This is a genomic window from Bradyrhizobium forestalis, from assembly GCF_002795245.1.
GTDB classification, from domain to species: Bacteria; Pseudomonadota; Alphaproteobacteria; order Rhizobiales; family Xanthobacteraceae; genus Bradyrhizobium; species Bradyrhizobium forestalis.
Genome location: NZ_PGVG01000012.1, coordinates 160,374 through 184,349, shown reverse-complemented (window position 1 = coordinate 184,349; position 23,976 = coordinate 160,374). Strand labels below are relative to the sequence as shown.

Below are 23,976 nucleotides of genomic sequence, written 5' to 3'. Positions count from 1 at the left end.
GTGAAATGAGGCTCGGACTCTTACCCTCCCCTGGAGGGGGAGGGTCGATCGCGCGCAGCGCGAGCGGGGCGGGGTGATCTCTCCACTCGGGCACTGTTGGATGGGGAGAGACCGTCACCCCACCCCGTCTCACATTTCGCTCCGCTCCATGTGAGCCGACCCTCCCCCTCCAGGGGAGGGTAAAACCGGCCCGCGCGACACAAGCGATCTCATCCGCTTCAGCCCTCGTTGCGTGCGTCGAACCGCGTGCGCGCCGCCTCGATCTGCGACAAATGTTCGATCGCCCACTCCCCGAGCGCCTTCACCGGCTGCTGGAGACCACGGCCGAGATCGGTGAGCTCATAATCGACCCGTGGCGGAATGGTCGGGAAGATCGTGCGCGTGACGAGGCCGTCGCGCTCCAGCCCGCGCAGCGTCAGGGTCAGCATGCGCTGCGAAATGCCGTTGATCATGCGCTTCAGCTCATTGAAGCGCTTGGGCCCGTCGCTCAGCATCATGATGACGAACACGCTCCACTTGTCGCCGACGCGGGACAGCACGGAGGCGACCCCGCGGCAGTCCGCATGGTTGGGATCCGGCCTTTGATCAGGGCCTGCATCCAGCCTTGGCGAGGCAGGCAAATCGGTGTGAGCAGGTTTCAATAATGTGTCCATGGCTCAAAAAAGTGCGTTCTTGCGGGGATTTCGATAGTCACTCATGTAGCGCTGGTTACAAACTTATACCAGGGTGACCCCACATGAAACTGCTCCATATCGACTCCAGCGTGCTCGGCCCCCACTCCGTCAGCCGGCAGGTTTCCGCCGCCATCGTCGACCGGCTCCGGCAGACGACGCCCTCGCTCGACATCACCTATCGCGACCTGACCCAGGTCCCGCTCGCGCACCTCTCCGGATCGCACCTCGCCGCCGCCCAAGGCGCCCCTGCCCCGGCGGAACTCGGCCCTGACCTCGCCGCGAGCGCGGCGGCGCTCGACGAGTTCCTGGCCGCCGACATCGTCGTGATCGGCGCCCCCATGTACAACTTCACCATTCCCAGCCAGCTCAAGGCTTGGATCGACCGCATCCTGGTCGCGGGGAAGACTTTTAAGTATGGGGCGACTGGGCCGGAGGGGCTCGCCGGCGGCAAGCGGGTGATCGTCGCAATCTCGCGCGGCGGCTTTTACGGCGCCGAGACGCCATACGCGGCCGGCGAGCATCTCGAAACCTATCTGCGCTGGGTGTTCGGCTTCATGGGTATCACGAGCGTCGAATTCATCCCTGCCGACGGCATCCAGGTCGGACCGGATCACCGCGAGAAAGCGCTCGCGGGCGCACTCCAGGCCGCGACCAGCCTGCGCGCTGCCTGAAGGCCCCGCCGAAATCAGCCGCCGCCGGTTTGCGCGGCGGCTGACGGCTCGCGCGATCCGCAAAGCTAAACCCAGACGCCCTGCATGCCCAGGATCACGGCAACGAGGGAGACGAACAGGCCGATTCCGGAGAACAACGCGACGGCGACGAACTCAGACGTGTCGGAACGCTTGGCCCGAACGGCGGATCTTTCGGTGTGAACGCGCGGTGATGAAATCGACGAGAAAATGCGGGCTACTTTCGTCATAACCGACTCCTCTAAATAGTGAGTCTGTCCTGCCCGTAAACATGTCCTTGCAGCTGGCGCGAAGATTCAACACCTCACACATAGGTTCGGTCAATGCATCCACAAGACCGTCGGGGCCGGCCGGCGCACTGCGCCGGCCGATTCAATTTGCACTGGATTTGATCAACCGCGATAGATCGGCGCGCCGCTCGGGGAGGCCACCGCGCCGCCGTCGACGAAGATCTCCTGGCCCTGCACATGCGCGGAATCATCGGAGGCGAGGAACAGCACCGTCTTCGCAACGTGATCTGTTTCACCGAGGCGGCCGAGCGGTGTCGACAGCGCAATCCGCTTCTCGAACGCCTTCTCGGCTTCGGGTGTCGCGGTCGCAGGCCCCCACATCGGCGTGTGGATCGCACCGGGCGCCACGACATTGACGCGAATACCGCGCGGCGACAGCTCCGAGGCCATGATCCGCGCCATCGCCCGCACGCCGGCCTTCGCGGCGCCGTAAGCCGAGTAACCGGGAATGCCGAGCACCGAGATCACCGAGCCGTTGAGGATGATCGAGGCATTGTCGTTGAGATAGGGCAGCGCGGACTGCACGGTGAAGAACACGCCGGTCAGGTTGGTGCCGATCACCTGCTCGAACACCTCAGGCGTGGCCGAGCCCAGCGGCGTGCCGCCGGCGATGCCGGCATTGGCGAACACGATGTCGAGCTTGCCGAATTTTTCCGCGCCCTGCTTGATCGCAGCTTCGCTGGCGGCGATGTCGGTGGCATCGGCGGCGAGCGCGAGCCCGTTCGGCCCGAGCTCCTTCGCGGCAGCCTCCAGCGCCTGCCTGTTGCGCCCGGTGATCACCACCCTGGCGCCCTCGGCCACGAACAGTTTTGCCGTCGCAAGCCCGATGCCGCTGTTGCCGCCGGTGATCAGGGCCGTCTTCTCTTTCAGTCTCACGCTCGCCTCCATGAGTTGCATGATGAAACTAGATTGCCATCTAGGGCATATGGTTTTATGATGCAACCACACAAGCGAGTGATCGGCGCTGGTGCCGTGCGAATACGCAAGGACAGACGACGATGGTGAAACGAACGAGCTTCGAGGGCGATTCCTGCCCGATCGCGCGGTCGCTGGAGGCGCTCGGCGACTGGTGGTCGCTCTTGATCATCCGCGAGGCGCTGTTCGGCGTCCGCCGCTTCGGCGAATTCCAGAGCAAGCTCGGCATGGCCAAGAACATCCTGTCGACGCGCCTGCGATCGCTGGTCGATCACGGCATCCTGGCAACCGCCCCCGCCTCCGACGGCAGCGCCTATCAGGAATATGTGCTGACGCCGAAGGGCCGCGGCACCTTTCCGATCCTGGTCGCGCTGCGGCAATGGAGCGAGGCGTTCGACGACCACCCCGAGGAGATCGCGACCATATTGGTGGATCGCGAGAAGGGCCGCCCGGTGAAGAAGCTGGAAATGCGCGCCGAGGACGGCCGCCTGCTCAGCCCCGCCGACACCACGCTGAAGCCGCGGCCGGCGCCGCGGCGCCGGTCGGCGTGACGCAGTTGCTGACGGCTCTGTGGCAAGCCGTCACCACATGCTCGATGTCATCGCCCGCCTTGTGCGCAATTGCGCACTGGGGCGGGCGATCCAGTATTCCAGATGCGACCGATGGATACGGAGAGGCTGCGGCGTACTGGATGCCCCGCCCCCGTGCGCAATTGCGCACTAGGCGGGGCATGACAACCTTTGTGGAGCAGCGCCCTCACGACAGCTTGCGCTTGCTTCGCAGCCGCAAATGCTCGTCGGCCTCCAGCTTGGTCATCCCCAAGAGATAATGCAGCACGTCGAGCTTGTGGCGCTCAGCGAGCTTGCGCAATGCCCCGGTCTGCTCGGCGATGAAGGCCACCGCCTCATCTGCGCCGCCCTCCCCCGGTTCCTCGTGACGCGAGCCTCCCAGCGCGCCTGATGCGGCGCGCACCCGTTTCTTTCCCGGCCTTGTCACCAGACCCCACCCGAATCCATGCCCCGCAGAAACATTACGCCGACATGAACCGCAACTCCAAGGTGGTATTTTGCAACTTTCTCGATATGAAACTTTTCCCATTCCGGCGGCTTTCAACACCCCTCGATTTGACAGGGGCCGCCTCACCACCCATGTTCGGGTCGAAACGGCCGACCCGAGTCCTTTCGTTTTCGGCCCAAGATTTTCCCGTAAGACACTGGAACTAAATGAATATCGTCATTGTGGAGTCGCCGGCGAAAGCCAAGACGATCAACAAATATTTGGGCTCGTCCTATGAGGTTCTGGCCTCGTTCGGCCATGTCCGCGATCTCCCGGCGAAGAACGGCTCCGTCGATCCCGACGCCAATTTCAGGATGATCTGGGAGGTCGACCCCAAGGCGGCCGGCCGGCTCAACGAGATCGCCAAATCCCTGAAGGGTGCTGACCGCCTGATTCTCGCCACCGACCCTGATCGCGAGGGCGAGGCCATCTCCTGGCACGTGCTGGAGGTGATGAAGGAAAAGCGCGCGCTGAAGGACCAGAAGATCGAGCGGGTGGTGTTCAACGCCATCACCAAGCAGGCGGTCTCGGACGCGATGAAGCATCCGCGTCAGATCGATGGCGCGCTGGTCGACGCCTATATGGCGCGCCGCGCGCTCGACTACCTCGTCGGCTTCACCCTTTCCCCCGTGCTGTGGCGCAAGCTGCCCGGCGCCCGCTCGGCCGGCCGCGTGCAGTCGGTGGCGCTGCGCCTCGTCTGCGACCGCGAGCTCGAGATCGAGAAGTTCGTAGCCCGCGAATATTGGTCGCTGATCGCGACCCTGCTCACCCCGCGCGGCGATGCGTTCGAAGCCCGCCTCGTCGGCGCCGACGGCAAGAAGATCCAGCGCCTCGACATCGGCACCGGCGCGGAAGCTGAAGACTTCAAGAAGGCGCTTGAGCTGGCGACTTATGCGGTCACCGCGGTCGACGCCAAGCCGGCCCGCCGCAATCCGCAAGCGCCCTTCACCACTTCGACGCTGCAGCAGGAAGCCAGCCGCAAATACGGCTTTGCGCCGGCGCACACCATGCGCATCGCCCAGCGCCTCTATGAAGGCATTGACATCGGCGGCGAGACCACCGGACTCATTACTTATATGCGGACCGACGGCGTGCAGATCGCGCCCGAGGCGATCACCCAGGCCCGCAAGGTGATCGGCGAGGACTACGGCAACGCCTATGTGCCGGACGCTCCCCGCCAGTACCAGGCCAAGGCCAAGAACGCCCAGGAAGCGCACGAGGCGATCCGCCCGACCGACCTCTCCCGCCGCCCCGACAGCATGAGCCGCAAGCTCGATGCCGATCAGGCCAAGCTCTATGAGCTGATCTGGAAGCGCACCATCGCCAGCCAGATGGAATCTGCCGAGCTCGAGCGCACTACCGTCGACATCACGGCGAAGGCCGGCGGCCGCACGCTGGAGCTGCGCGCCACCGGTCAGGTCGTGAAGTTCGACGGCTTCCTCGCGCTCTACCAGGAAGGCCGCGACGACGAGGAGGACGAGGACTCCCGCCGCCTGCCCGCGATGAGCCGAGGCGAGGCCGTGAAACGGCAGAGCCTGTCCGTCACCCAGCATTTCACCGAGCCGCCGCCGCGCTTCTCGGAAGCATCCCTCGTCAAGCGCATGGAAGAGCTCGGCATCGGCCGTCCCTCGACCTATGCCTCGATCCTGCAGGTCCTGAAGGACCGCGGCTACGTCAAGCTGGAGAAGAAGCGCCTGCACGGCGAGGACAAGGGCCGCGTCGTGATCGCGTTCCTGGAGAGCTTCTTCAGCCGCTATGTCGAATACGACTTCACCGCGGGCCTGGAAGAGCAGCTCGACCGCATCTCGAACAACGAGATCTCCTGGCAGCAGGTGCTGAAGGATTTCTGGCGCGACTTCATCGGCGCCGTCGACGACATCAAGGATTTGCGCGTCGCGCAGGTGCTCGACGTGCTCGACGAGATGCTCGGGCCGCACATCTATCCGCCGCGCGCCGACGGCGGAGATGTCAGGCAGTGCCCGAACTGCGGCAGCGGCCGGCTCAACCTGAAGGCCGGCAAGTTCGGCGCCTTCGTCGGCTGCTCGAACTATCCGGAGTGCCGCTACACCCGTCAGCTCGCCGCCGATGGCGAGGCGACTGCCGACCGCTCGCTCGGCCAGGATCCCGATACGGGTCGCGACGTCTGGCTCAAGGCCGGCCGGTTCGGCCCCTACATCCAGCTCGGCGAGCAGAAGGATTATGAGGAAGGCGAGAAGCCGAAGCGCGCGGGCATTCCGAAGGGCACCTCGCCCAGCGATGTCGATCTCGAGCTTGCGCTGAAGCTGCTGTCGCTGCCGCGCGAGATCGGCAAGCATCCCGAAACCGGTCTTCCGATCACCGCCGGCCTCGGCCGATTCGGGCCGTTCGTGAAGCACGACAAGACCTACGCCAGCCTGGAAGCCGGCGACGAGGTGTTCGACATCGGCCTCAACCGCGCCGTGACGCTGATCGCGGAAAAGGTCGCCAAGGGCCCGAGTCGCCGCTTCGGTGCCGATCCCGGCAAGGCGCTCGGCGATCATCCGACCCTCGGCACCGTCACCGTCAAGAGCGGCCGCTACGGCGCCTATGTCACGGCCGGCGGCGTCAACGCGACGATCCCGGCCGAGTTCGAGAAGGATACGATCACGCTGCCGCAGGCGATCGCGCTGATCGACGAACGCGCGGCCAAGGGCGGCGGCAAGACCAAGGCGAAGAAGGCGGCCAAGCCCACCAAGACCAAGAAGGCTGCAGAGAAGGCCGCGGACGGCGAGGACGCCGCGCCGAAGCCGAAGAAACCGGCTGCGAAAAAAGCCGCGGCCAAAACCAAATCCGAATCCACCAGCAAGGCGCGCGCCGCCGTGCCGTCGACGGCCAAGACGTCTGCCACGAAGCCGTCGCCGACCAAGACCGCCGCCGCCAAGGCTCCGGCCAAGAAGAGTGCCGGCAAGACTTAGATCAAGAATTAGAGGTTAAGTGAAACGCACGAATGACCGTGGCTTTCCCGACAGGAACGCCATCGTCGCCTTCATCAAGGCAAATCCGGGAAAGGTCGGAACTCGCGAAATTGCGCGCGAGTTCGGCCTGAAGAACGCCGATCGCGCCGAGCTCAGGCGCATGCTGCGCGAGCTCGCCGATGACGGCGTCATCAAGAAAAAGCGCCACAAGGTCTCCGAGCCGGACGCGCTGCCGCCGACGCTGCTCGCCGACATCACCGGCCGCGACAGCGACGGCGAATTGATCGCCTCCCCTGCCGAATGGGACGAGGTCGAGAGCGGCGAGCCGCCAAAAATCCTGATCGAGATGCCGCGCCGGGCCAAGCCCGGCACCGCCGCCGGTGTCGGTGACCGCGCCCTGCTGCGCGTCGATCGCGCGGGCGACGACGAAGGCCCGGCCTATCGCGGCCGCATCATCAAGATCATCGACAAGGCCAAGAGCCGCATCCTCGGCGTGTTCCGCGCGCTTCCCGAAGGCGGCGGACGGCTCGTCCCCGTCGACAAGAAGTTCGCCGACCGCGAGCTGAACATCGCCAGGACCGATACGGGTGGCGCGCAGGACGGCGACCTCGTCAGCGTCGACATCGTCCGCACCCGTGGCTTCGGCCTCGCCTCGGGCCGCGTCAAGGAGAAGCTCGGCTCGGTCAAGTCCGAGAAGGCGATCAGCCTGATCGCGATCTACGCTCACGACATCCCGCTGCAATTCTCCTCCGCCGCGATGCGCGATGCGGAAGCCGCGGAGCCCGCCAATCTGAAAGGCCGCGAAGACTGGCGCGACGTCCCGCTCGTCACCATCGATCCGCCCGACGCCAAGGATCACGACGACGCGGTGCATGCGCAAGCAGATGACGATCCCAACAACAAGGGCGGCTTCATCGTCAACGTCGCCATTGCCGATGTCAGCTTCTACGTCCGGCCGGGCACCGCGCTCGACCGCGATGCGCTCGATCGCGGCAACTCGGTCTATTTCCCCGACCGCGTCGTGCCGATGCTGCCCGAGCGCATCTCCAACAATCTCTGCTCCCTGGTGCCGGGCGAGCCGCGCGGCGCACTCGCGGTGCGCATGGTGCTCGGCCCCGACGGCCGCAAGCGCTCGCACAGTTTTCATCGCATCCTGATGCGCTCGGCAGCGAAGCTGCATTACGCGCAGGCGCAGGCCGCGATCGACGGGCGGCCGGACGACACCACGGGCCCCCTGCTCGATCCGATCCTGAGGCCGCTCTACGCCGCCTATGCCTGCGCCAAGCGCGCGCGCGACGAGCGCGATCCGCTCAATCTCGATCTGCCGGAGCGCAAGATCCTGCTCAAGGGCGACGGCACGGTCGACCGCGTCGTCGTGCCGGAACGTCTCGACGCGCACAAGCTGATCGAGGAGTTCATGATCCTCGCCAACGTCGCCGCGGCCGAGATGCTGGAAAAGAAATCGCTGCCGCTGATCTACCGCGTGCACGACGAGCCGACGCTAGAGAAGGTCCACGCGCTAGCGGAATTCCTGGAGACGCTCGACGTCTCCTTCGCCAAATCGGGCGCGCTGCGCCCCACCACGTTCAACCGCGTGCTGGCCCAGCTCGAAGGCCATGATTACTATCCGCTGGTGAGCGAGGTGGTGCTGCGCGCGCAGGCGCAGGCCGAATATTCCGCGGAGAATTACGGCCATTTCGGCCTGAACCTGCGCCGCTATGCGCATTTCACCTCGCCGATCCGCCGTTACGCCGACCTCGTCGTGCACCGCGCGCTGGTCCGTGCGCTCGGCCTCGGCGAAGGCGCCCTGCCCGACAGTGAGACGCCGGAGAGCCTTGGCGAAGTCGCCGCGCATATTTCGCTGACCGAGCGGCGCGCGATGAAGGCGGAGCGCGAGACCGTCGACCGCCTGATCGCCCATCATCTCGCCGATCGCATCGGCGCGAGCTTCCAGGGCCGCGTCTCCGGCGTCACCCGCGCCGGCCTGTTCGTGAAGCTGAGCGAGACCGGCGCCGACGGATTGATCCCGATCCGATCCCTCGGCACGGAATATTTCAACTATGACGAGAGCCGCCACGCGCTTGTCGGCACGCGCAGCGGCACCATGTATCAGCTCGGTGACATCGTCGATGTCCGCCTGGTCGAAGCCGCCCCCATCGCCGGCGCGCTGCGCTTCGAGCTCCTGTCGTCGGAGAGCGAGAGCTCGCCGCGCGACCGCAGGCCACTCCGCCCGCAGCGCAAATCATCAAAGGCCCATCCCGGACGCAGCCCGGAGAAAAAACGCAAGCCGGAGAAGCAAAAGTCCGGCAAGGGGACGAAGGCCAAAGGAAAGAACAAGGGAAAAGGCAAGAAGGGCAAGGCATGGTGACGATGAGCACGGCCCCAAAAATCTGGACGCGCGAGAGCGGCCTCGTCGAGAAGCGCGACGTCTGGACGGCGATGAAGCGCGGCTTCCGCGGCCGTTGCCCGCGCTGCGGCGAGGGCAAGCTGTTCCGCGCCTTCCTGAAGACGGCGGACAATTGCGCCAAATGCGGCCTCGATTTCACACCCCATCGCGCCGACGATCTGCCCGCCTATCTCGTCATCGTCATCGTCGGCCACATCGTGGTGCCGGCCGTTTTGTGGATCGAGACCAACTACACCACGCCGGTCTGGATCAGCTTCGCGGCCTATCTGCCCTTCACCTTCGTCGCCTCGCTCGCGCTGTTGCAGCCTGTCAAGGGAGCTGTGGTCGGCTTGCAATGGGCTCTGCGCATGCACGGGTTTGACGAGAACCCTCCGGATGGTATTCCGCCGGTGTAAGCAAAATAAGCAAGAACAGTTTGGGTGAGGACATGACGGATATTGCGCAAGTTGCGGAGAAGGCAAGGGTTCACGAGGAGAAGGAAGCCGATCACCATCCCTATTTCCGCCCGAGGGATGCGGCGACATTGATCCTGGTCGATCGCAGCGGCGCCATTCCGAAAGTGCTGGTCGGCAAGCGCCACGACAAGGTGGTGTTCATGCCCGGCAAGTTCGTCTTCCCGGGCGGCCGCGTCGACAAGGCCGATTATCGCGTGCCCTGTGCGGCGCCCATCACTGCCGAGCTGGAAGCCAATCTCGCCAAGGGCAGCCCGAAGACACCGGCCTCGCGTGCGAAATCGCTGGCGATTGCGGCGATCCGCGAAGCCTGCGAGGAGACCGGTCTATGTCTCGGCCGCAGGGCCGAGGGCAAAGCTAAACTTGAGGGCCCGTGGAAACCGTTTGCGGATGCGGGGCTGCTGCCCGATCCCTCCGGTCTGTTCCTGATCGCGCGCGCGATCACCCCGCCCGGCCGCGTCAAGCGGTTCGACACGCGCTTCTTCACCGCCGATGCCTCAGCGATCACGCACCGCGTCGATGGCGTCATCCATGCCGATGCCGAGTTGGTCGAGCTGGTCTGGGTCGAGCTCGGCTCGAAACCGCTCGCCGATCTGCATCCGATGACGCGCAACGTGCTCAACGAGCTCGACACCCGCCTCGCCACCGGCACGCTCCGCCACGATGCGCCAGTGCCGTTCTTCCATTTCTACGGCGGCAAGATGCAGAAAGATATTTTGAGCTGATCATTCCCAGACGCTGCGGCAAAGTCAGTGTCGTCCCGGACAAGCGCGCCTCAAGCGCGCGCCGATCCGGGACCCATAGCCACAGGCAGACATGTGGCGCGGGCTGGCAACCACGAGTCTTCGCAAAACCACAGCCGGTGGTTATGGGTCCCGGATCTGCGCTTGCGCTTGTCCGGGACGACAGCGGGGAGCGTGGCGCGAACATGCTGAGATAACGCTCAAAAACAAAAAATTCTTCCGGCCTCCCCCAATGGCGGAGTTCCCACGCGCACCTATGTCTTTCCGAACGACAATGAAGAAGGACACACCGGGCGATGGCACAACGGCAACTCAAGCTTGGCGCGTTCATGCGCCCGATCAGCATCCACACCGGCGCATGGCGCTATCCCGGGGCCTGGCCCGACGCCAATTTCAATTTCGGTCATATCAAGACGCTGATCAGGAAGCTCGAGGCCGGCAAGTTCGACGCCTTCTTCATGGCCGATCACTTGGCCGTGTTGAACATGCCGGTCAATGCACTCAAGCGCAGCCACACCGTGACCTCGTTCGAGCCGTTCACGCTGCTGTCGGCGCTGTCCGCGGTGACCGAGCGCATCGGCCTGATCGCGACAGGCTCGACCACGTTCGACGAGCCCTATCACGTCGCGCGCCGCTTTGCTTCCCTCGACCATCTCAGCGGCGGCCGCGCCGGATGGAATGTCGTCACCACATCGAACCCGGACGCCGCGCTGAATTTCGGCCTCGACGATCACATGGAGCACGCCGAGCGCTACAAGCGCGCCCGCGAGTTCTACGACGTCGTCACGGGCTTGTGGGATTCCTTCGCCGACGACGCGTTCGTGCGCGACGTCGAGAGCGGCCTGTTCTTCGATCCCACCAAGATGCACACGCTCGACCACAACGGCAAATATCTGAAGGTGCGCGGCCCGCTCAACATCGCCCGCCCCGTGCAGGGCTGGCCGGTGATCGTGCAAGCAGGCGCATCGGAAGACGGCAAGCAGCTCGCCGCTGAAACCGCCGAAGCCGTGTTCACCGGCGGCGGCAGTCTCGCCGACGGGCAGAAGCTCTACGCCGACATCAAGGGCCGCATGGAGAAGATCGACCGCGATCCTGAACATCTCAAGATCCTGCCCGGCGCCTTCGTCGTGGTCGGCGACAGCGTCGACGAGGCCAAGGAGAAGCGCGCGCTGCTCGACAGCCGCGTGCACTATGACAGCGCCATCGCCTCGCTGTCCGTCATCCTCGGCACCGACGCCTCCGGCTTCGATCCCGATGGGCCGCTCCCCGAGATCCCCGAGACCAACGCCAGCAAGAGCGGCCGCCAACGCATGGTCGACCTTGCCGCCCGCGAAAAGCTCACCGTGCGCCAGCTCGCCCAGCGCGTCGGCGGCTATGGCGGCCTCGCTTTCGTAGGCACCGCCAAAACCATCGCCGACCAGATGGAGGAATGGCTGGTCGGACGCGGCTCCGACGGCTTCAACATCATGTTCCCGTTCGTCCCTGCCGGCCTCGACGACTTCGTCGACAAGGTCGTGCCGGAGCTGCAGCGGCGCGGGATTTTCCGGAAAGAGTATGAGGGGTCCACTTTGAGGGAAAATCTGGGCCTGCCGCGGCCGAGAAACCGCTTCTTCGAGGCCTGATAACCCGGAGAGGATCGGAGTGCTCAATAGTGGTATCGGCATTGGGCGATGACGAGTTGCTGCGCGTCGTCTTTGCCCTGGAGCCGATACACCAACCGATGCTCGCCCGTAATGCGGCGAGACCACCAACCGCGCAGATCATGTTTGAGGGGCTCAGGCTTCCCGAGCCCCCTGAACGGATCTCTTTTGATGTCCCTGATGAGATCGTTGATGGTCGCGAGGATTTTTTCGTCCTCTTTTTGCCATTGCAAATAGTCTTGCCAGGCAAGCTCGGTCCAGGCGATCAACATGCGCCTAGCCGGTCGAAGTAGGCTCGATCAATTCACGCGCGACGAGCTTGCCTTGGTCGGCTTCCTCAATGGAGCGTAGAAGGCGTGCGGCGTTGGCTGGGCTCTTCAAAAGGTGAACCGTCTCGATGAGGCCCTCGTATTCTTCCTCTGAGATCATCACCACGCTGCGGGCATTCTGGCGCGTCACCAAGAGGGGGGCTCGATCATCACAGACCTGGTCCATGTAAGCCGCGAGATTTCCCCGCAGCTCCGAGTAAGAAACAGATGCCATGGCTTTGGTCTCCTCCCCACGCATTGTACATATAATTGTACATAACATCGTACAGAACTTCGTACAAGAGCGACGATGAAGCGGCGGCTCTTTAACGCCCGATAGGCCCGATTTGAGTGGTTCTTCCACCCTAAAACCTTGACATCGGGTCGTTTCTGGCTAGGTTGCCGGCCAACGCGGGCCGTTTGGCCGGCTCCAGATTCCCCAATTTTCTGAGGTTCAGAACATGGCCAAAGCGGTCACCATCAAGGTCAAGCTCGTGTCCTCGGCCGACACCGGCTTCTACTACGTCGCCAAGAAGAATTCGCGCACCATGACCGACAAGCTGGTCAAGAAGAAGTATGACCCGGTCGCGCGCAAGCACGTCGAATTCCGCGAAGCCAAGATCAAGTAAGATCGCGGCAAGCGATGAAGCTTTGCGGGGCCCTTGCGGGCCCCGTTTTATTTTGTGCGGAGGTCTGAGGGGCAGTGCCTCATCGGGCATGACAGCCGGTCGGACGAACCAGCAGCACGGAAATTCGCCCTCCGGCCACGGAGAATGAACATTCGGCCGCTGCGGCGCGACCAAGGGCTGATCCCTTGGAAACCACCCCATGCCGAGCCCGATGTCTGCCGTCGCGAGAGCTTGTCCTGCCTGCCGCATCCTGCGGGGCGTGATTGCAATCACCTTCATTGCCATGACCTCGCCGAGCACTGCCGGCGAATGGCGCTATGGTTGCCGAGGCGTGCTACCGAGTGGCGATGCACCGGTCGTCGTCTTCAGCCGGTCGTCGCTTGTGATATTGCCGAAGGCGTGGGTGAACGGGCCGTTGCTCGAGGCTGTCAACGATGACCTCCTGATCTCGAAATTCGAGGCGATCGACATCAATTCGGGTCTCGACAAAGAGATGGTGTTCAAGCGCGAAGGGAATCCCGACGAGAAGCTGACATTGACCGAGATATCGTCCAAAACGATCGCGGATGTTTACCGTCCACCCGGCAGCCTGCCGCGCTCTCAGCAAACAACCAAGTACCGCAAGGTGTTTCGCTGGGTCAGCAACGGCATCCATGAGGGTCCATACGACATCAAGATGGACTGCATCAATTACGAGCTCTCGGCGCCGCAACGGTGATAACTCCTGCTTGTGAGCGCGAGTGGCGTTGCCGCCCCGAGACGCAAGCGATTGTCGGCTAAACGCACTACGACAGCCCGCAAAAGATCAGAAGCAGGTGCCCCCTCTCGAATGCGACAGCGGCAGAGCAAGTGTGACTCACCTCGCAGAGCGCCATGACCGGATTCAATATCTCCAGCGGGATCGCTGCATGAATCTGGTCCATTGCCGTGAAAAGCCATTTGTCCCTGCTGGATCCGCTGCGCTTCGCTGCCGCGCTCGGAGTCGCCATTTTCCACCAGATGTTCTGGTCCTGGGCCTGGGTGTCGATCGGCGTCCCGGGCTTCGAGCGCTACGTCGCCGCCGATGTTCTGTACCCGTCCGCGGCGCCCTTCACGTGGTTCGGCTGGGTCGGCGTCGAGATCTTCTTCGTCATCTCCGGTTTCGTCATCGCGAATTCCGCGAGCCAATCCTCGCCGGGCGCGTTTCTGCTCGGTCGCGCACTCCGGCTTTATCCGGCGGTCTGGGTGTGCGCCACCGCGACCTTGCTCGTCCTGCTTCTCTTCGGGAGTGGGCCAGCGTCCGAAATCATTCTGCCCTACATCCACGCCATGCTGATGGTGCCCAAAGGCGTCACGGGTCAATGGCTTGACGAGGTCTACTGGACGCTGGCGGCCGAGACCGCGTTTTACGGCCTCGTGTTCTGCGCGATGCTCACGAGGAAGATCACCTTGCGGCACCTGGCCTTTGGCCTCACCATCTACAGCGCAATCTTCAACGTCGTCGCGCTGCTGGTCGCGTCATGCACGACGCCATCTGACTTGCCCTATCTCGTCATCCTGATGTTTCGGGTCCCCTGCGCGGCATTCCTGTTGAGCCATGGCTGCTTCTTTGCGCTGGGGATCTGGCTGTTCATTTCCGCGAACAGGCAATTGACGGCGCTGGAACAGGTCGCCGTTGCCGTCACCTGTCTTTCGGGCTCCGCGGAAATCTATTTCTTCGCTTCCTTCTTCCTGACGTCGATACCCTCTATCGCGGATCAATCAGCCCTCGTGCCGATCATGGTCTGGGCGGCCGCGGTGCTCCTCATTGCCCTTGCCGCGAAGAGAAACAGGCACTCTGCGGGCGCCGCCTCCCCTGAAGCACCGACCTATTTGAGAACGCTGGGATTGATCACCTACCCGCTCTATCTCACCCACAACGTCATTGGCGCTGCGATCATCCGTGCCCTGGTCGTTTCAGGCCTCGATGCAACCTCGGCCGTGTGGGTCGCGCTGGGCTGCCTTGTCCTGATCTGCTGGCTCATCTGCGCGAAGATCGAGCCAGCCGTCAGGTCCGTGCTGATTCACACCCTCGCCCATTTCGGACAGCTGCCGAAACGGCAGCCCGCATCCAGGCGCTCGGCGCTCGCACGCGGGCTACGTCTTCCCCTGCCCATCCCGGTGAAGGCGAAGGTCGCGGTAGCTCTGTCCGTTTGCGCCGCCCGCAAGACCTAACTCCGTCATCCGAGGTGCGAGCCGTGCGATGCAGAGCATCGCGCGGAGAGCCTCGAAGGATGAACGGCCGAGATGCAGCCGGGCCGTCGCCCTTCGAGGCTCGCCGAAGAGGCGAGCACCTCAGGGTGACGGAGAGATACAAACAAGCCCAGACGCTCTATGCCGCCTTCAGCACCGGCGCCGGCGGCTGCGACGGCCTGACAAGCGCGAACGCGACCTGCACGATGCCGCCGGCCAGGCCGAGCGCGACGCCGATGCGCCAGGCCATGGTGTAGGAACCGAGCGCGTCGTAGAGCACCCCTCCTCCGTAGGCGCCGAGAAAGCTGCCGATCTGGTGGCTCATGAAGGCAAGGCCCTGGATCATCGCCTGCCAGCGCAGGCCGAACATCTCGGCGACGGCGCCCGCGACCAGCGGGCCGACGCCCATCCAGAGGAAGCCCATGATCGCGCCGAACAGCAGCGTCGAGAACGGGCTCGCCGGCAACATGAAGTACCAGGCGAGCGCGAGCGAGCGCAGGATGTAGATGCCGCCCAAGAGCGCCAGCTTGTTCCAGCGCTGGCCGGCCCAGCCGAAGAACAGCGAGCCCAGCACGTTGAAGCCGCCGATCATGCCGAGCGTCTGCGCGCTCAGCATCGGATCGAGGCCGCAGATCGCCAGGTACGACGGCAGATGCGTGGTGAGGAACACGAGCTGCATGCCGCAGACGAGATAGGCACAGGTCATGACCACGAAGGACGCATTGCCGAACGCGGTCCTCGCCGCGGTCGCGGCCGTGGCGTCGTCGATCTCGTCGGCCGCCGGCTTCGGCAGCGGGATCCGGTCAACGCGCCCGGCATACCAGGCGGCGGGGATCATCAGCACCGACATCACGACGAAGCCGGCGAGCCCAATGCGCCAGCCAAAGCCCTCGTTGAGCATCTGCCCGATCGGCGCCGACAAGAGCGCGCCGAGCGAGCCCGCACCGGAGACGATGCCGAGCACGGTGGAGCGCACCGTTTCGGGCACCGCACGTGCCGCCACCGACATTGCGATCGCGGCTGCGGTGCAGGCCAGCGACGTCCCGATCAGCACGCCGGCGCCGATCATGATGCTGAGAAGCCCGTTCGCGATTGCCATCAGCGCGAGCCCTGCAATGTACATCAGCGCGCCCGCGATCATGATGGGACGGAAGCCGTAGCGCACCGTGAGCGCGCCGGCGGGCGGCTGGAGGAAGCCCCAGGCGAGGTTCTGCACGGCCAGCGCCAGCGTGAAATCCGAGATCGAAATGTGGATGTCATGCGTCAGCGGCTGCATGAAGATGCCGAGCGACTGCCGCAGTCCCATGCTCAGCGTCAGCATGATCGAGGCGCCGATCAGGATCGGCAATGTCGGACGCAGGACCTGCAACAGGGGCATATTCTTCTCCCTCGGCGGCGCGGCACGCGTGCCGTCGTCTGCTCATGCGTTGAATTTTGGTTACACAGACCTGTGTACTTAGGCTATGATTGGGCGGTGTTGTCAAGCGAAGAGGACGCGCGCTACCGCATGGCTCCCCTGCCCGCCCCACAGACGATGAAAGAGCGGATCCTCGAGACCGCCGACAAGCTGTTCTATCTGCAAGGCATTCGCGCCATCGGCGTCGACACCATCGCGGCCGAGATCGGCATCTCCAAGCGCACGCTCTACAACCACTTCCCCTCCAAGGACGCGCTGATCGCGGCATATCTCGAGCGCCGCTTCGTCACTCAGCGCCCCTCCGACAAGCCGCCGGCCGAGCAGATCCTCGCCACCTTCGATTCGCTGGAGCGGCGCTTTGCGGCCAAGGATTTTCGTGGCTGCCCGTTCGTGAACGCGGTCGCCGAGCTCGGTCCTACGGACCGCGCCGTGAAGAAGATCGCGATCGCCTTCAAGGAAAGCCGCCGCCTCTGGTTTCGCGACCGCCTGATCGAGCTCGGCGTTGCCGACGCCGATGCGCTGGCGACGCAGCTCGTGCTGCTGGTCGACGGCTCCATCGCACAGGACCTCGTCCGCGACGACCCCGCAATGGCCCGCGCCGCGAAGGAAGCGGCAAAGGTGTTGTTGCGCAATGCGGGGGTGGATGTGGGGGATGATGCGCCGAAGCCGGTCAAACGGCGCAAGCTCGCGCCACGATAATCACTGTCGCCGTTTCTTTCGGTGTCATCACCCGCGAAGGCGGGTGATCCAGTATTCCAGAGGCAGCTGTGATTGAACCGAGAGGCCGCGGCGTACTGGATTCCCCGCCTGCGCGGGGAATGACAGCCGAGTTTGTAGGGCCATCGTGATCCTACCAACATGCTCCTGTTTTGCCCGACAAGTCAAACGGCACTATCGCCAGCACAAGCCTGATTGCCACCCGCGTAACCCATTGATCCGGCTCACGCCGGCTACTGTGCATGGGGTTGTTTTCGCAACTTTTTGTTTCGCAGCGGCTTCACGCCGCCTGCGACACCACCCGATTGCGGCCGTCGTGCTTGGCCCGGTACAGCGCGGTGTCGGCGCGCTTGAGGACGTCGGCGACCGCCTCGCCCTTCTGCTCCAGCGTGGTGAGCCCGATCGAGATCGTGACCTCGATGCGCTTCGCCCCCTTGTGGATCGCGAACGGCTCGCCCGCGATCGAGCGGCGCAGGCGCTCGGCGACCATGCCGGCGACGTGGAGATCGGTCTCCGGCATCACGATGACGAACTCCTCGCCGCCGTAGCGGCAGGCGAGGTCAATGCCGCGGATCGATTTTCGCACGCGCACTGCAAACTCGCGCAGGACGTCGTCGCCGGCGTCGTGGCCGTAATTGTCGTTGATCGACTTGAAGTAGTCGATGTCCAGGATCATTAGCGCCAGCGGCTTGCCGCGGGTCGCGGCCTGCTCGGCGAGCGTTGCCAGATGGCTCTCCATGTAGCGGCGATTGTGCAGGCCGGTGAGCGCATCGGTGATCGCCATCTCGATCGAGTTCTGCACGTTGTCGCGCAGGTGATCGGTGTAGCGGCGGCGGCGGATCTGGGTGCGGGCGCGCGCCAAGAGCTCGGTCTTGTCGATGGGCCGCAGCAGATAGTCGTTGACGCCGATCTCGAGGCCGCGCAGCAGCCGCGTCGAATTCTCGGGGTCGGCGATCGCGAGGATCGGCACGTGGCGCGTGCGCTCCAGCGAGCGCGCCTGGCTGCAGAGCCTGAGGCCATCGAAATTGTTGAGGTCGAGCGAGACGATCAGGAGGTCGTAATTGCCCTCGGCGGCGTGGAACAGCGCCTCCGTCGGGTTCGGCTCGACGTCGATGGTGTGCTCGGCGGCGAGGATCGTCGCCAGCCGCTCATAGGAGGACTCGCGATCGTCGACCAGGAGGATGCGGCCGCCCTTGCCGGTGTCGGCGACGGCGCTGCGCTCGGGTGCCTGCATGCCGATCTCGAGCGAGGTGATGGCGCGCATGCGCAATTCGTCGGTCATCATCTTCAGCCGCGTCAGCGAACGCACCCGCGCGATCAGCACGACATCGGAGACGGGTTTTGTCAGGAAATCGTCGGCGCCGGCCTCGAGCCCGCGGTTGCGGTCGGACGGGCTGTCGAGCGCGGTCACCATCACGACCGGGATGTGATGCGTCGCCGGATCGGTTTTGATGCGGCGGCAAACTTCAAAACCGTCCATGTCGGGCATCATCACGTCGAGCAGGATGATGTCGCATTCGGCGCGGTGGCAGATCGCCAGCGCCTCGGTGCCGTTCGAGGCGGTCATCACGTCGAAATATTCGGCGGAGAGGCGGGCTTCGAGCAGCTTGACGTTGGCGGGGACGTCGTCGACGACCAGGATACGCGCGGACACTGTGAACTCACTTCCTATCCGATGAAACGCCGGACCGTCTCAATGAATTTGCCGACCGAGATCGGTTTGGACAAATAGGCTTCGCAGCCGCCCTCGCGGATGCGCTCTTCGTCGCCCTTCATCGCGAAGGCCGTGACCGCGACGACGGGAATGGCGCGCAGCTCCGGATCATCCTTGATCCAGCGCGTCACCTCGAGCCCGGAGACCTGCGGCAATTGGATATCCATCAGCACGAGGTCGGGCCGCATCTTGCGAACGAGGTCGAGCGCCTCGTAGCCGTTGCTGGTGCCTGTGGTCTGGTAGCCGTGCGCCTCCAACAGGTCGCGGAAGAGCTTCATGTTGAGCTCGTTGTCTTCCACGATCAGGACGGTCTTAGCCATCCCGCCCTCCTGATTGGTCCGAAGGACCGGTACATGTGACGCCTCAGACGCCGCTCCCCGGCGCTTCGAAAACTGGATTCAAACTAGCCTCAGATTCGCTTGAGTTTCGTTAAACCCGAGGGTCGACTTTCTGCGATGTGGTTTCCAGTTGCTTGCCCCGGGATCGCAAGACTCGAGGCGGAGACTCGGGCATGATGCAAAGTAGACACCGAAAGTTAACGGAAAGGCAAACTGGGCCCGTGAAAAAGCCTGTTCACAACCCCCGCGAAGTCGCTGAAATCGTTGCGATTCAGGCCCTGTCCTTTGTCGCGGGCGACCCCGAGCGGCTGGGCCTGTTCCTGGCCGAGACAGGGGTCGGCCCGGAGACCCTCCGCAATGCCGCCGCGGACCCGAATTTCCTCCTCAGCGTGCTCGACTTCGTGCTGCGCGATGACGCCACCGTGAAGGCCTTTGCGCAGGCCGCGGAACTGCATCCGACCAACGTTGCCGCAGCGCGGCAGGTCCTCGGCGATGCGCTCGGCGCCCCCTCCTGGGAGCGCGACGTGCCGTGAGCGACCTAGAGGCGGCCGGGCCCCGCTGCTTCTGCCGGGATTGTCTGGCCGATCTGGATATGGGCGTGCGGCGCTGTTCCGCCTGCGGATCCCCTCGCCTCGTCCGCCATCGCGCGCTGGCAGGCCTGACCATCGCCCATATCGACTGCGACGCCTTCTATGCGACGGTCGAGAAGCGCGACAATCCTGACATCGCCGACAAGCCCGTCATCATCGGCGGCGGAAAACGCGGCGTGGTGTCGGCCGCCTGCTACATCGCGCGCACCTATGGCGTGCGCTCGGCGATGCCGATGTTCAAGGCTCTGGAAGCCTGCCCGCATGCGACCGTGATCCGCCCGGACATGGCGAAGTATGTCCGGGTCGGCCGCGAGGTGCGCCAGGCCATGCAGGCACTGACGCCGCTGGTCGAGCCGCTCTCGATCGACGAGGCCTTCCTCGACCTCTCCGGCACCGAACGGGTGCATGGCATGATCCCCGCAAAAGTGCTGGCGCGCTTTGCCCGCGAGGTCGAGCGCGACATCGGGATCACCGTCTCGGTCGGCCTGTCCTGCAACAAGTTCCTGGCCAAGATCGCCTCCGACCTCGACAAGCCGCGCGGCTTTGCGACGCTCGATCAGGAGCAAGCGCGTTTGATGCTGGCGGACAAGCCGGTCGGCTTCATCTTCGGCGTGGGACCAGCGACCCAGGAGCGCCTCGTTCAGCGCGGCTTCCGCATCATCGCCGATCTGCAAAAGGCCGACGAGATCGAGATGATGCGGCAGTTTCCGAGCGACGGCCGCCGGCTCTGGCGGCTCGCCCGCGGCATCGACGACCGCCGCGTCGAACCGGATCGCGGCGCCAAGACCATTTCCAGCGAGCCCACCTTCGAGACCGACATCCGCGATTTCGCGACGCTGGAAAAAATCCTGTGGCGGCTGTGCGAGAAGACCTCGTCGCGGCTGAAGAGCAGCGAGCTCGCCGGCTCGACCGTGACGCTGAAGCTGAAGACCGCCGATTTCCGCCAGCGCACGCGCTCGCAGTCGATTGCGGCCCCGACGCAGCTCGCCGCGAAGATCTTCTCGATCTGCCGCGAGATGCTGGCCAGGGAGATCGACGGCACCGCCTTCCGCCTGATGGGCGCCGGCGTCAGCGCGCTGCGCGAGGGATCGGCGAGCGACGACACCGACATGCTCGACCGCCGTGCCGCACACGCCGAACGCGCGGTGGACAGCCTGCGCAAGAAGTTCGGCAGTGCCGCGGTGATCCGCGGCATTGCCTATGATGGGCCGGACAAGGCGCAGGGGTGATCCCGCTCAACTCAGTCGCGTTCGAAGATCCGTGCACCCGGATAGGCGCGCCGGGCATACTGAACGACCAGTTGCCGATCCTGAGTTTCCAGGAACGGCGTTCGGATCTGACAAGACCCGACGATGAGGTGCCACAAGCCGTTGAGCTTACGAATGACGACGTTCATTTGAGCTTCCTCGCAGTGACCCGAGTGGACTCAAATTGTAAGAATCTCCCGCCGTCGCTCAATTGTACCAGCGTAAGCTCAGCGTATGAGAAGGATTACAGGAGATATACAAAGGTATGTTGCCAAAACTCTGTCGCCGCGGGATCACTTGATCGTTGTCCGCCGACAAAGGGTAATGGGTTTCGCCCGGACTCCACCCATCCTAAGACCTAGATCGCTATTTTCAGCATTTTAGCATTTGAGAAATACTCAACGCGGGTGTCGGGACTCTCACGTTGCAGTTGCTGTGCGATCGCGATGCCCTCCTCGTCCAATTCTTCGTTCTTGGCCGTGTCGCTAAACTGATAGTAGTGGGCATTCTCGTAGTCAGCCACCCACTTCGATATCCGTTTTGCCAAATCCCTGGATATCCCAATTCTAGAGGGATCGAGATAACCTCCAGCGGAGCCGTCGCGGATTCCGGTGCCAGACAACATCCCGTCGACGATCAAAATGCGTTCAATCATTGGCGCGTCGATCTCGATCAGCCATTCCTGCGCGGCGAGCGTAGTTCGTAGGATAGGGAAACGAAGCGATCCCCCTCAAATCCGCTTTCCGGCACTGATGGGTTTCGCGAGAAACCCATCGCGCAACGCGACATCACCTCAATCCGCGACCGCCACCGCCTCGATCTCGATCAGCCATTCCGGCGCGGCGAGCGCGGAGACGCCGACGAGCGTCGAGGCCGGCGGCTCCATGCCTTCGAAGAAGGCCGAGCGGGCCTTGCCGATGATGGGGCGCAGCTCCGGCTTGTAGTTCACGACGAAGGTGGTGATTTTCACGATGTTGGAATAGCTCGCCCCGGCCGCCTTCAGCGCCAGGCCGAGATTCTGCATCACCTGCGTCGTCTGCGCGGCGATATCGCCCTCGCCGACGATCCGCCCCTCCTCGTCGGTCGAGACCTGTCCGGAGATGTAGATGGTGCGCGCGCCCGAGGCGGTGACGACGTGGGAATAAGCGGGGTTGTGATGCAGGCCGCTGGGGCGGAGATGGTCGAGCTTGGGCATGGCTGGCTCCCGGATGTTTGTGGTTGGGAGCAGCGTAGCTGGAGACTATGACGAGAGCTAGATGCAACACGCACCACTCTTGCTCCGTCATCCTGAGGTGCGAGCTGCGCGGTGCGAAGCGCCGTGCGGGGAGCCTCGAAGGATGTACGGCCGTGGTGATGCAGCGGGGCCGTCGCCCTTCGAGGCTCGCCCTGCGGCAAGCCGCAGGACGCGCGCCTCAGGGTGACGGTGATAGATTGGAGTGCGATGAGTCCGACCGCCCTCAATTGCAGGGCTTGCTGTCCTTGATGTCGAACTTGCCCATCGCGCCGGAGATGACGAAATCGTTGTAGTCGAGCACGAGCTGGCGCGAGACGCCGTTCTCGTAGAGCTCGAACGACATCGCATAGACCGGCGTCTGCTCGCCCTCTTTCTGCTGGGCGTCGCGGTCGAAATAGCTGACGGTGACGGGCCAGCGCTTCAGCGATTTCATGTGCTCGTCCGAGGTCGACGGATCGGACGAGGTGGCGCGGTCGGCGGGGATCGGCTGGCCGATCACGGTCAGCGTATTGTAGACCTTCTGGCCGTCGTCGGAGCCGTCATAGACGGAGAGCTCGAGCAGCGATTTGCCTTCTTTCGCGGCGGCGATGATGCGCTGGATCTGCTCGGTCGGGAACACGATCTTGCCGTCGAGGGTGAAGGTCTTCGGCGCCGGCAGCTTCAGCTTGACGTTGATGTGGTCGCCGTCGCGCTCGGCCGAGCCGTCGACGCGGCCGGCATCCGCCTCGTTCATGCGGGTCTCGATCTTGAAGCGGTAGCTCTTGCCGGCGGCATCCTCCCAGGAATTGGAGCGGAGGTCGCTGAGCGTGACCTTGCCCTCGCCGCTGTCGAGCTCGGAGACCTGGCGGAATTCGGACGTGTAGCCCTCGCAGGCGCTCCCCGCGAAATTGTAGAGGATGCGGCCGCGGGCGCTGTTGACCGAGTTGGAGCGCGATTTGACGAGGCTGAGATCATAGAGCGCCTGATGCGCCAGGAACGGACCGTTGGCGGCCCGCGCCTCATCGCCAAGGCCGAAACTGGCCGCCGCGAGCGCCATCACACCGAGCGAAGTCCGGAAAAGGTGCACCATGTCTGGTCCTTGGGGAATGCGCAGATTCGACATTTTAATGACCGTTCCATTGCGTCGCAACTGAGGCCGTTTCACGTAAAGTTGCGGCTTCTACGTCGAACCTCCTCCCCCGCCTCAACAAAATGCAGCCCGCTCGGGTTGCTTGCATGTGACGGCACGATGGGCGAAACAGGGCCGCCCGGCCTTCAAACGGACGCGCCGGGGCGAATGATTTTGGACAACGAGGTCGGACATGGCGGGCACGGTCGAGCAGAAACTGGCGGAACAGGGCATCAAGCTGCATGAGGCCCCCACCCCCGTCGCCAACTACGTCCCGTTCGTGCGCACCGGCAATCTGCTGTTCGTCTCCGGCCAGGTCTGCTTCGACCCCGCCGGCCAGCTGATCGCCAAGGGCAAGCTGGGCGCCGGCGTCTCGATCGAAGACGGCGCCGCGGCGGCCCGCGGCTGCGCGGTCAATTTGCTGGCCCAGGTCAAGGCGGCGCTCGGCGATCTCGACAAGGTCGTGCGCGTGGTCCGCCTCGGCGGCTTCATCAACTCGGCGCCGGACTTCCTGGACGGGCCGAAGGTCCTCAACGGCGCCTCCGACCTGATGGTCGCCGCCTTCGGCGACAAGGGCCGCCACGCCCGCACCACCGTCGGCGTCGCCTCGCTGCCTGCGGATGCGGCGGTCGAGGTGGACGGCGTGTTCGAGGTCGCCTGACGC

At 64.2% G+C, this 23,976-nt stretch carries 27 protein-coding genes; 14 read left to right on the top strand and 13 right to left on the bottom strand.

The features are described 5' to 3' along the window. Positions 1-218: 218 nt before the first annotated feature. A complete protein-coding gene (locus CVM73_RS17195) occupies positions 219-653 on the bottom strand; it encodes a winged helix-turn-helix transcriptional regulator (RefSeq protein ID WP_100233122.1) in 435 nt (144 codons plus the stop codon). A gap of 83 nt (positions 654-736) precedes the next feature. On the opposite strand from CVM73_RS17195, the gene CVM73_RS17190 reads away from it, so the two are divergent. Further along, complete coding sequence (locus CVM73_RS17190; RefSeq protein WP_100233121.1) at positions 737-1,345, top strand: FMN-dependent NADH-azoreductase; 609 nt, start codon at positions 737-739, stop codon at positions 1,343-1,345. A gap of 65 nt (positions 1,346-1,410) precedes the next feature. Here CVM73_RS17190 and CVM73_RS17185 read toward each other — a convergent pair whose 3' ends face one another. Both CVM73_RS17185 and CVM73_RS17180 read right to left on the bottom strand, forming a co-directional pair. Continuing rightward, complete coding sequence (locus CVM73_RS17185) at positions 1,411-1,593, bottom strand: hypothetical protein (protein WP_100233120.1); 183 nt, start codon at positions 1,591-1,593, stop codon at positions 1,411-1,413. A 162-nt stretch (positions 1,594-1,755) separates the two neighbouring features. Beyond that, entirely contained in the window at positions 1,756-2,529 is a 774-nt protein-coding gene (locus CVM73_RS17180; protein ID WP_167406887.1) for an SDR family oxidoreductase, read from the bottom strand. A 122-nt stretch (positions 2,530-2,651) separates the two neighbouring features. On the opposite strand from CVM73_RS17180, the gene CVM73_RS17175 reads away from it, so the two are divergent. Then, entirely contained in the window at positions 2,652-3,119 is a 468-nt protein-coding gene (locus CVM73_RS17175) for a winged helix-turn-helix transcriptional regulator (RefSeq protein ID WP_100233118.1), read from the top strand. 205 nt (positions 3,120-3,324) lie between these two features. Here the strand turns inward: CVM73_RS17175 and CVM73_RS17170 are convergent, their stop codons facing one another. Further along, a complete protein-coding gene (locus tag CVM73_RS17170; RefSeq protein ID WP_245452319.1) occupies positions 3,325-3,540 on the bottom strand; it encodes a hypothetical protein in 216 nt (71 codons plus the stop codon). A gap of 251 nt (positions 3,541-3,791) precedes the next feature. Here CVM73_RS17170 and topA point away from each other — a divergent pair, with 251 nt between their 5' ends. The 5 genes from topA (at position 3,792) to CVM73_RS17145 (ending at position 11,781) form a co-directional block, all read left to right on the top strand. Then, positions 3,792-6,557 (top strand): type I DNA topoisomerase, encoded by a 2,766-nt coding sequence (topA, locus tag CVM73_RS17165; protein ID WP_100233116.1) that lies wholly within the window; start codon positions 3,792-3,794, stop codon positions 6,555-6,557. 19 nt (positions 6,558-6,576) lie between these two features. Further along, positions 6,577-8,925: a ribonuclease R gene (gene rnr, locus CVM73_RS17160; RefSeq protein WP_100233115.1), complete on the top strand. Its 2,349-nt coding sequence runs from the start codon at positions 6,577-6,579 to the stop codon at positions 8,923-8,925. Beyond that, positions 8,919-9,359 (top strand): DUF983 domain-containing protein, encoded by a 441-nt coding sequence (locus tag CVM73_RS17155; protein WP_100233114.1) that lies wholly within the window; start codon positions 8,919-8,921, stop codon positions 9,357-9,359. The genes rnr and CVM73_RS17155 overlap by 7 nt, the downstream gene beginning before the upstream one ends. A gap of 32 nt (positions 9,360-9,391) precedes the next feature. Next, positions 9,392-10,141 carry an NUDIX hydrolase gene (locus CVM73_RS17150; protein ID WP_100233113.1) on the top strand — a complete coding sequence of 250 codons (750 nt, stop codon included), beginning with the start codon at positions 9,392-9,394 and terminating at the stop codon, positions 10,139-10,141. Positions 10,142-10,455: 314 nt separating this feature from the next. Further along, positions 10,456-11,781 carry an LLM class flavin-dependent oxidoreductase gene (locus CVM73_RS17145; protein ID WP_100233112.1) on the top strand — a complete coding sequence of 442 codons (1,326 nt, stop codon included), beginning with the start codon at positions 10,456-10,458 and terminating at the stop codon, positions 11,779-11,781. Positions 11,782-11,804: 23 nt separating this feature from the next. Here CVM73_RS17145 and CVM73_RS17140 read toward each other — a convergent pair whose 3' ends face one another. Both CVM73_RS17140 and CVM73_RS17135 read right to left on the bottom strand, forming a co-directional pair. Beyond that, a complete protein-coding gene (locus CVM73_RS17140) occupies positions 11,805-12,071 on the bottom strand; it encodes a Txe/YoeB family addiction module toxin (protein ID WP_100233111.1) in 267 nt (88 codons plus the stop codon). Positions 12,072-12,075: 4 nt separating this feature from the next. Next, a complete protein-coding gene (locus tag CVM73_RS17135; RefSeq protein WP_100233143.1) occupies positions 12,076-12,342 on the bottom strand; it encodes a type II toxin-antitoxin system Phd/YefM family antitoxin in 267 nt (88 codons plus the stop codon). Positions 12,343-12,568: 226 nt separating this feature from the next. Here CVM73_RS17135 and rpmG point away from each other — a divergent pair, with 226 nt between their 5' ends. From rpmG to CVM73_RS17120, 3 genes are all read left to right on the top strand, one after another. Continuing rightward, entirely contained in the window at positions 12,569-12,736 is a 168-nt protein-coding gene (rpmG, locus tag CVM73_RS17130; protein ID WP_007603295.1) for a 50S ribosomal protein L33, read from the top strand. A gap of 199 nt (positions 12,737-12,935) precedes the next feature. Further along, a complete protein-coding gene (locus tag CVM73_RS17125) occupies positions 12,936-13,454 on the top strand; it encodes a hypothetical protein (RefSeq protein WP_146006605.1) in 519 nt (172 codons plus the stop codon). Between the two features lie 209 nt (positions 13,455-13,663). Then, positions 13,664-14,929: an acyltransferase family protein gene (locus CVM73_RS17120; RefSeq protein WP_100233109.1), complete on the top strand. Its 1,266-nt coding sequence runs from the start codon at positions 13,664-13,666 to the stop codon at positions 14,927-14,929. Between the two features lie 157 nt (positions 14,930-15,086). Here the strand turns inward: CVM73_RS17120 and CVM73_RS17115 are convergent, their stop codons facing one another. Continuing rightward, the gene (locus CVM73_RS17115) at positions 15,087-16,325 is read right to left on the bottom strand and encodes an MFS transporter (RefSeq protein WP_100233108.1); all 1,239 of its coding nucleotides are present in this window, start codon (positions 16,323-16,325) and stop codon (positions 15,087-15,089) included. A 129-nt stretch (positions 16,326-16,454) separates the two neighbouring features. Between CVM73_RS17115 and CVM73_RS17110 the strand changes: the two genes are divergently transcribed. Next, positions 16,455-17,063: a TetR/AcrR family transcriptional regulator gene (locus CVM73_RS17110; RefSeq protein ID WP_100233142.1), complete on the top strand. Its 609-nt coding sequence runs from the start codon at positions 16,455-16,457 to the stop codon at positions 17,061-17,063. A gap of 298 nt (positions 17,064-17,361) precedes the next feature. Here the strand turns inward: CVM73_RS17110 and CVM73_RS17105 are convergent, their stop codons facing one another. Both CVM73_RS17105 and CVM73_RS17100 read right to left on the bottom strand, forming a co-directional pair. After that, entirely contained in the window at positions 17,362-18,735 is a 1,374-nt protein-coding gene (locus CVM73_RS17105) for a PleD family two-component system response regulator (protein WP_100233107.1), read from the bottom strand. Positions 18,736-18,749: 14 nt separating this feature from the next. Continuing rightward, positions 18,750-19,115, bottom strand: a complete 366-nt coding sequence (locus CVM73_RS17100; protein WP_027547216.1) for a response regulator — start codon at positions 19,113-19,115, stop codon at positions 18,750-18,752. Positions 19,116-19,354: 239 nt separating this feature from the next. On the opposite strand from CVM73_RS17100, the gene CVM73_RS17095 reads away from it, so the two are divergent. Both CVM73_RS17095 and CVM73_RS17090 read left to right on the top strand, forming a co-directional pair. Then, complete coding sequence (locus tag CVM73_RS17095; RefSeq protein ID WP_100233106.1) at positions 19,355-19,666, top strand: DUF3572 domain-containing protein; 312 nt, start codon at positions 19,355-19,357, stop codon at positions 19,664-19,666. Continuing rightward, on the top strand, positions 19,663-20,952 hold the full coding sequence (locus CVM73_RS17090) for a DNA polymerase IV (RefSeq protein ID WP_100233105.1): 1,290 nt from the start codon (positions 19,663-19,665) through the stop codon (positions 20,950-20,952). The genes CVM73_RS17095 and CVM73_RS17090 overlap by 4 nt, the downstream gene beginning before the upstream one ends. Positions 20,953-20,963: 11 nt before the next feature. On the opposite strand, the gene CVM73_RS40345 is transcribed toward CVM73_RS17090, so the two are convergent. The 4 genes from CVM73_RS40345 to CVM73_RS17070 form a co-directional block, all read right to left on the bottom strand. Beyond that, entirely contained in the window at positions 20,964-21,119 is a 156-nt protein-coding gene (locus tag CVM73_RS40345; protein ID WP_008548553.1) for a hypothetical protein, read from the bottom strand. A 209-nt stretch (positions 21,120-21,328) separates the two neighbouring features. Beyond that, positions 21,329-21,625, bottom strand: a complete 297-nt coding sequence (locus CVM73_RS17080; RefSeq protein WP_100233104.1) for a hypothetical protein — start codon at positions 21,623-21,625, stop codon at positions 21,329-21,331. A 138-nt stretch (positions 21,626-21,763) separates the two neighbouring features. Next, complete coding sequence (locus tag CVM73_RS17075; RefSeq protein ID WP_027573608.1) at positions 21,764-22,165, bottom strand: RidA family protein; 402 nt, start codon at positions 22,163-22,165, stop codon at positions 21,764-21,766. Between the two features lie 262 nt (positions 22,166-22,427). Continuing rightward, positions 22,428-23,273: a cell envelope integrity EipB family protein gene (locus CVM73_RS17070; RefSeq protein WP_158237574.1), complete on the bottom strand. Its 846-nt coding sequence runs from the start codon at positions 23,271-23,273 to the stop codon at positions 22,428-22,430. A gap of 232 nt (positions 23,274-23,505) precedes the next feature. On the opposite strand from CVM73_RS17070, the gene CVM73_RS17065 reads away from it, so the two are divergent. Then, positions 23,506-23,973: a RidA family protein gene (locus CVM73_RS17065; protein ID WP_100233102.1), complete on the top strand. Its 468-nt coding sequence runs from the start codon at positions 23,506-23,508 to the stop codon at positions 23,971-23,973. Positions 23,974-23,976: the final 3 nt, after the last annotated feature.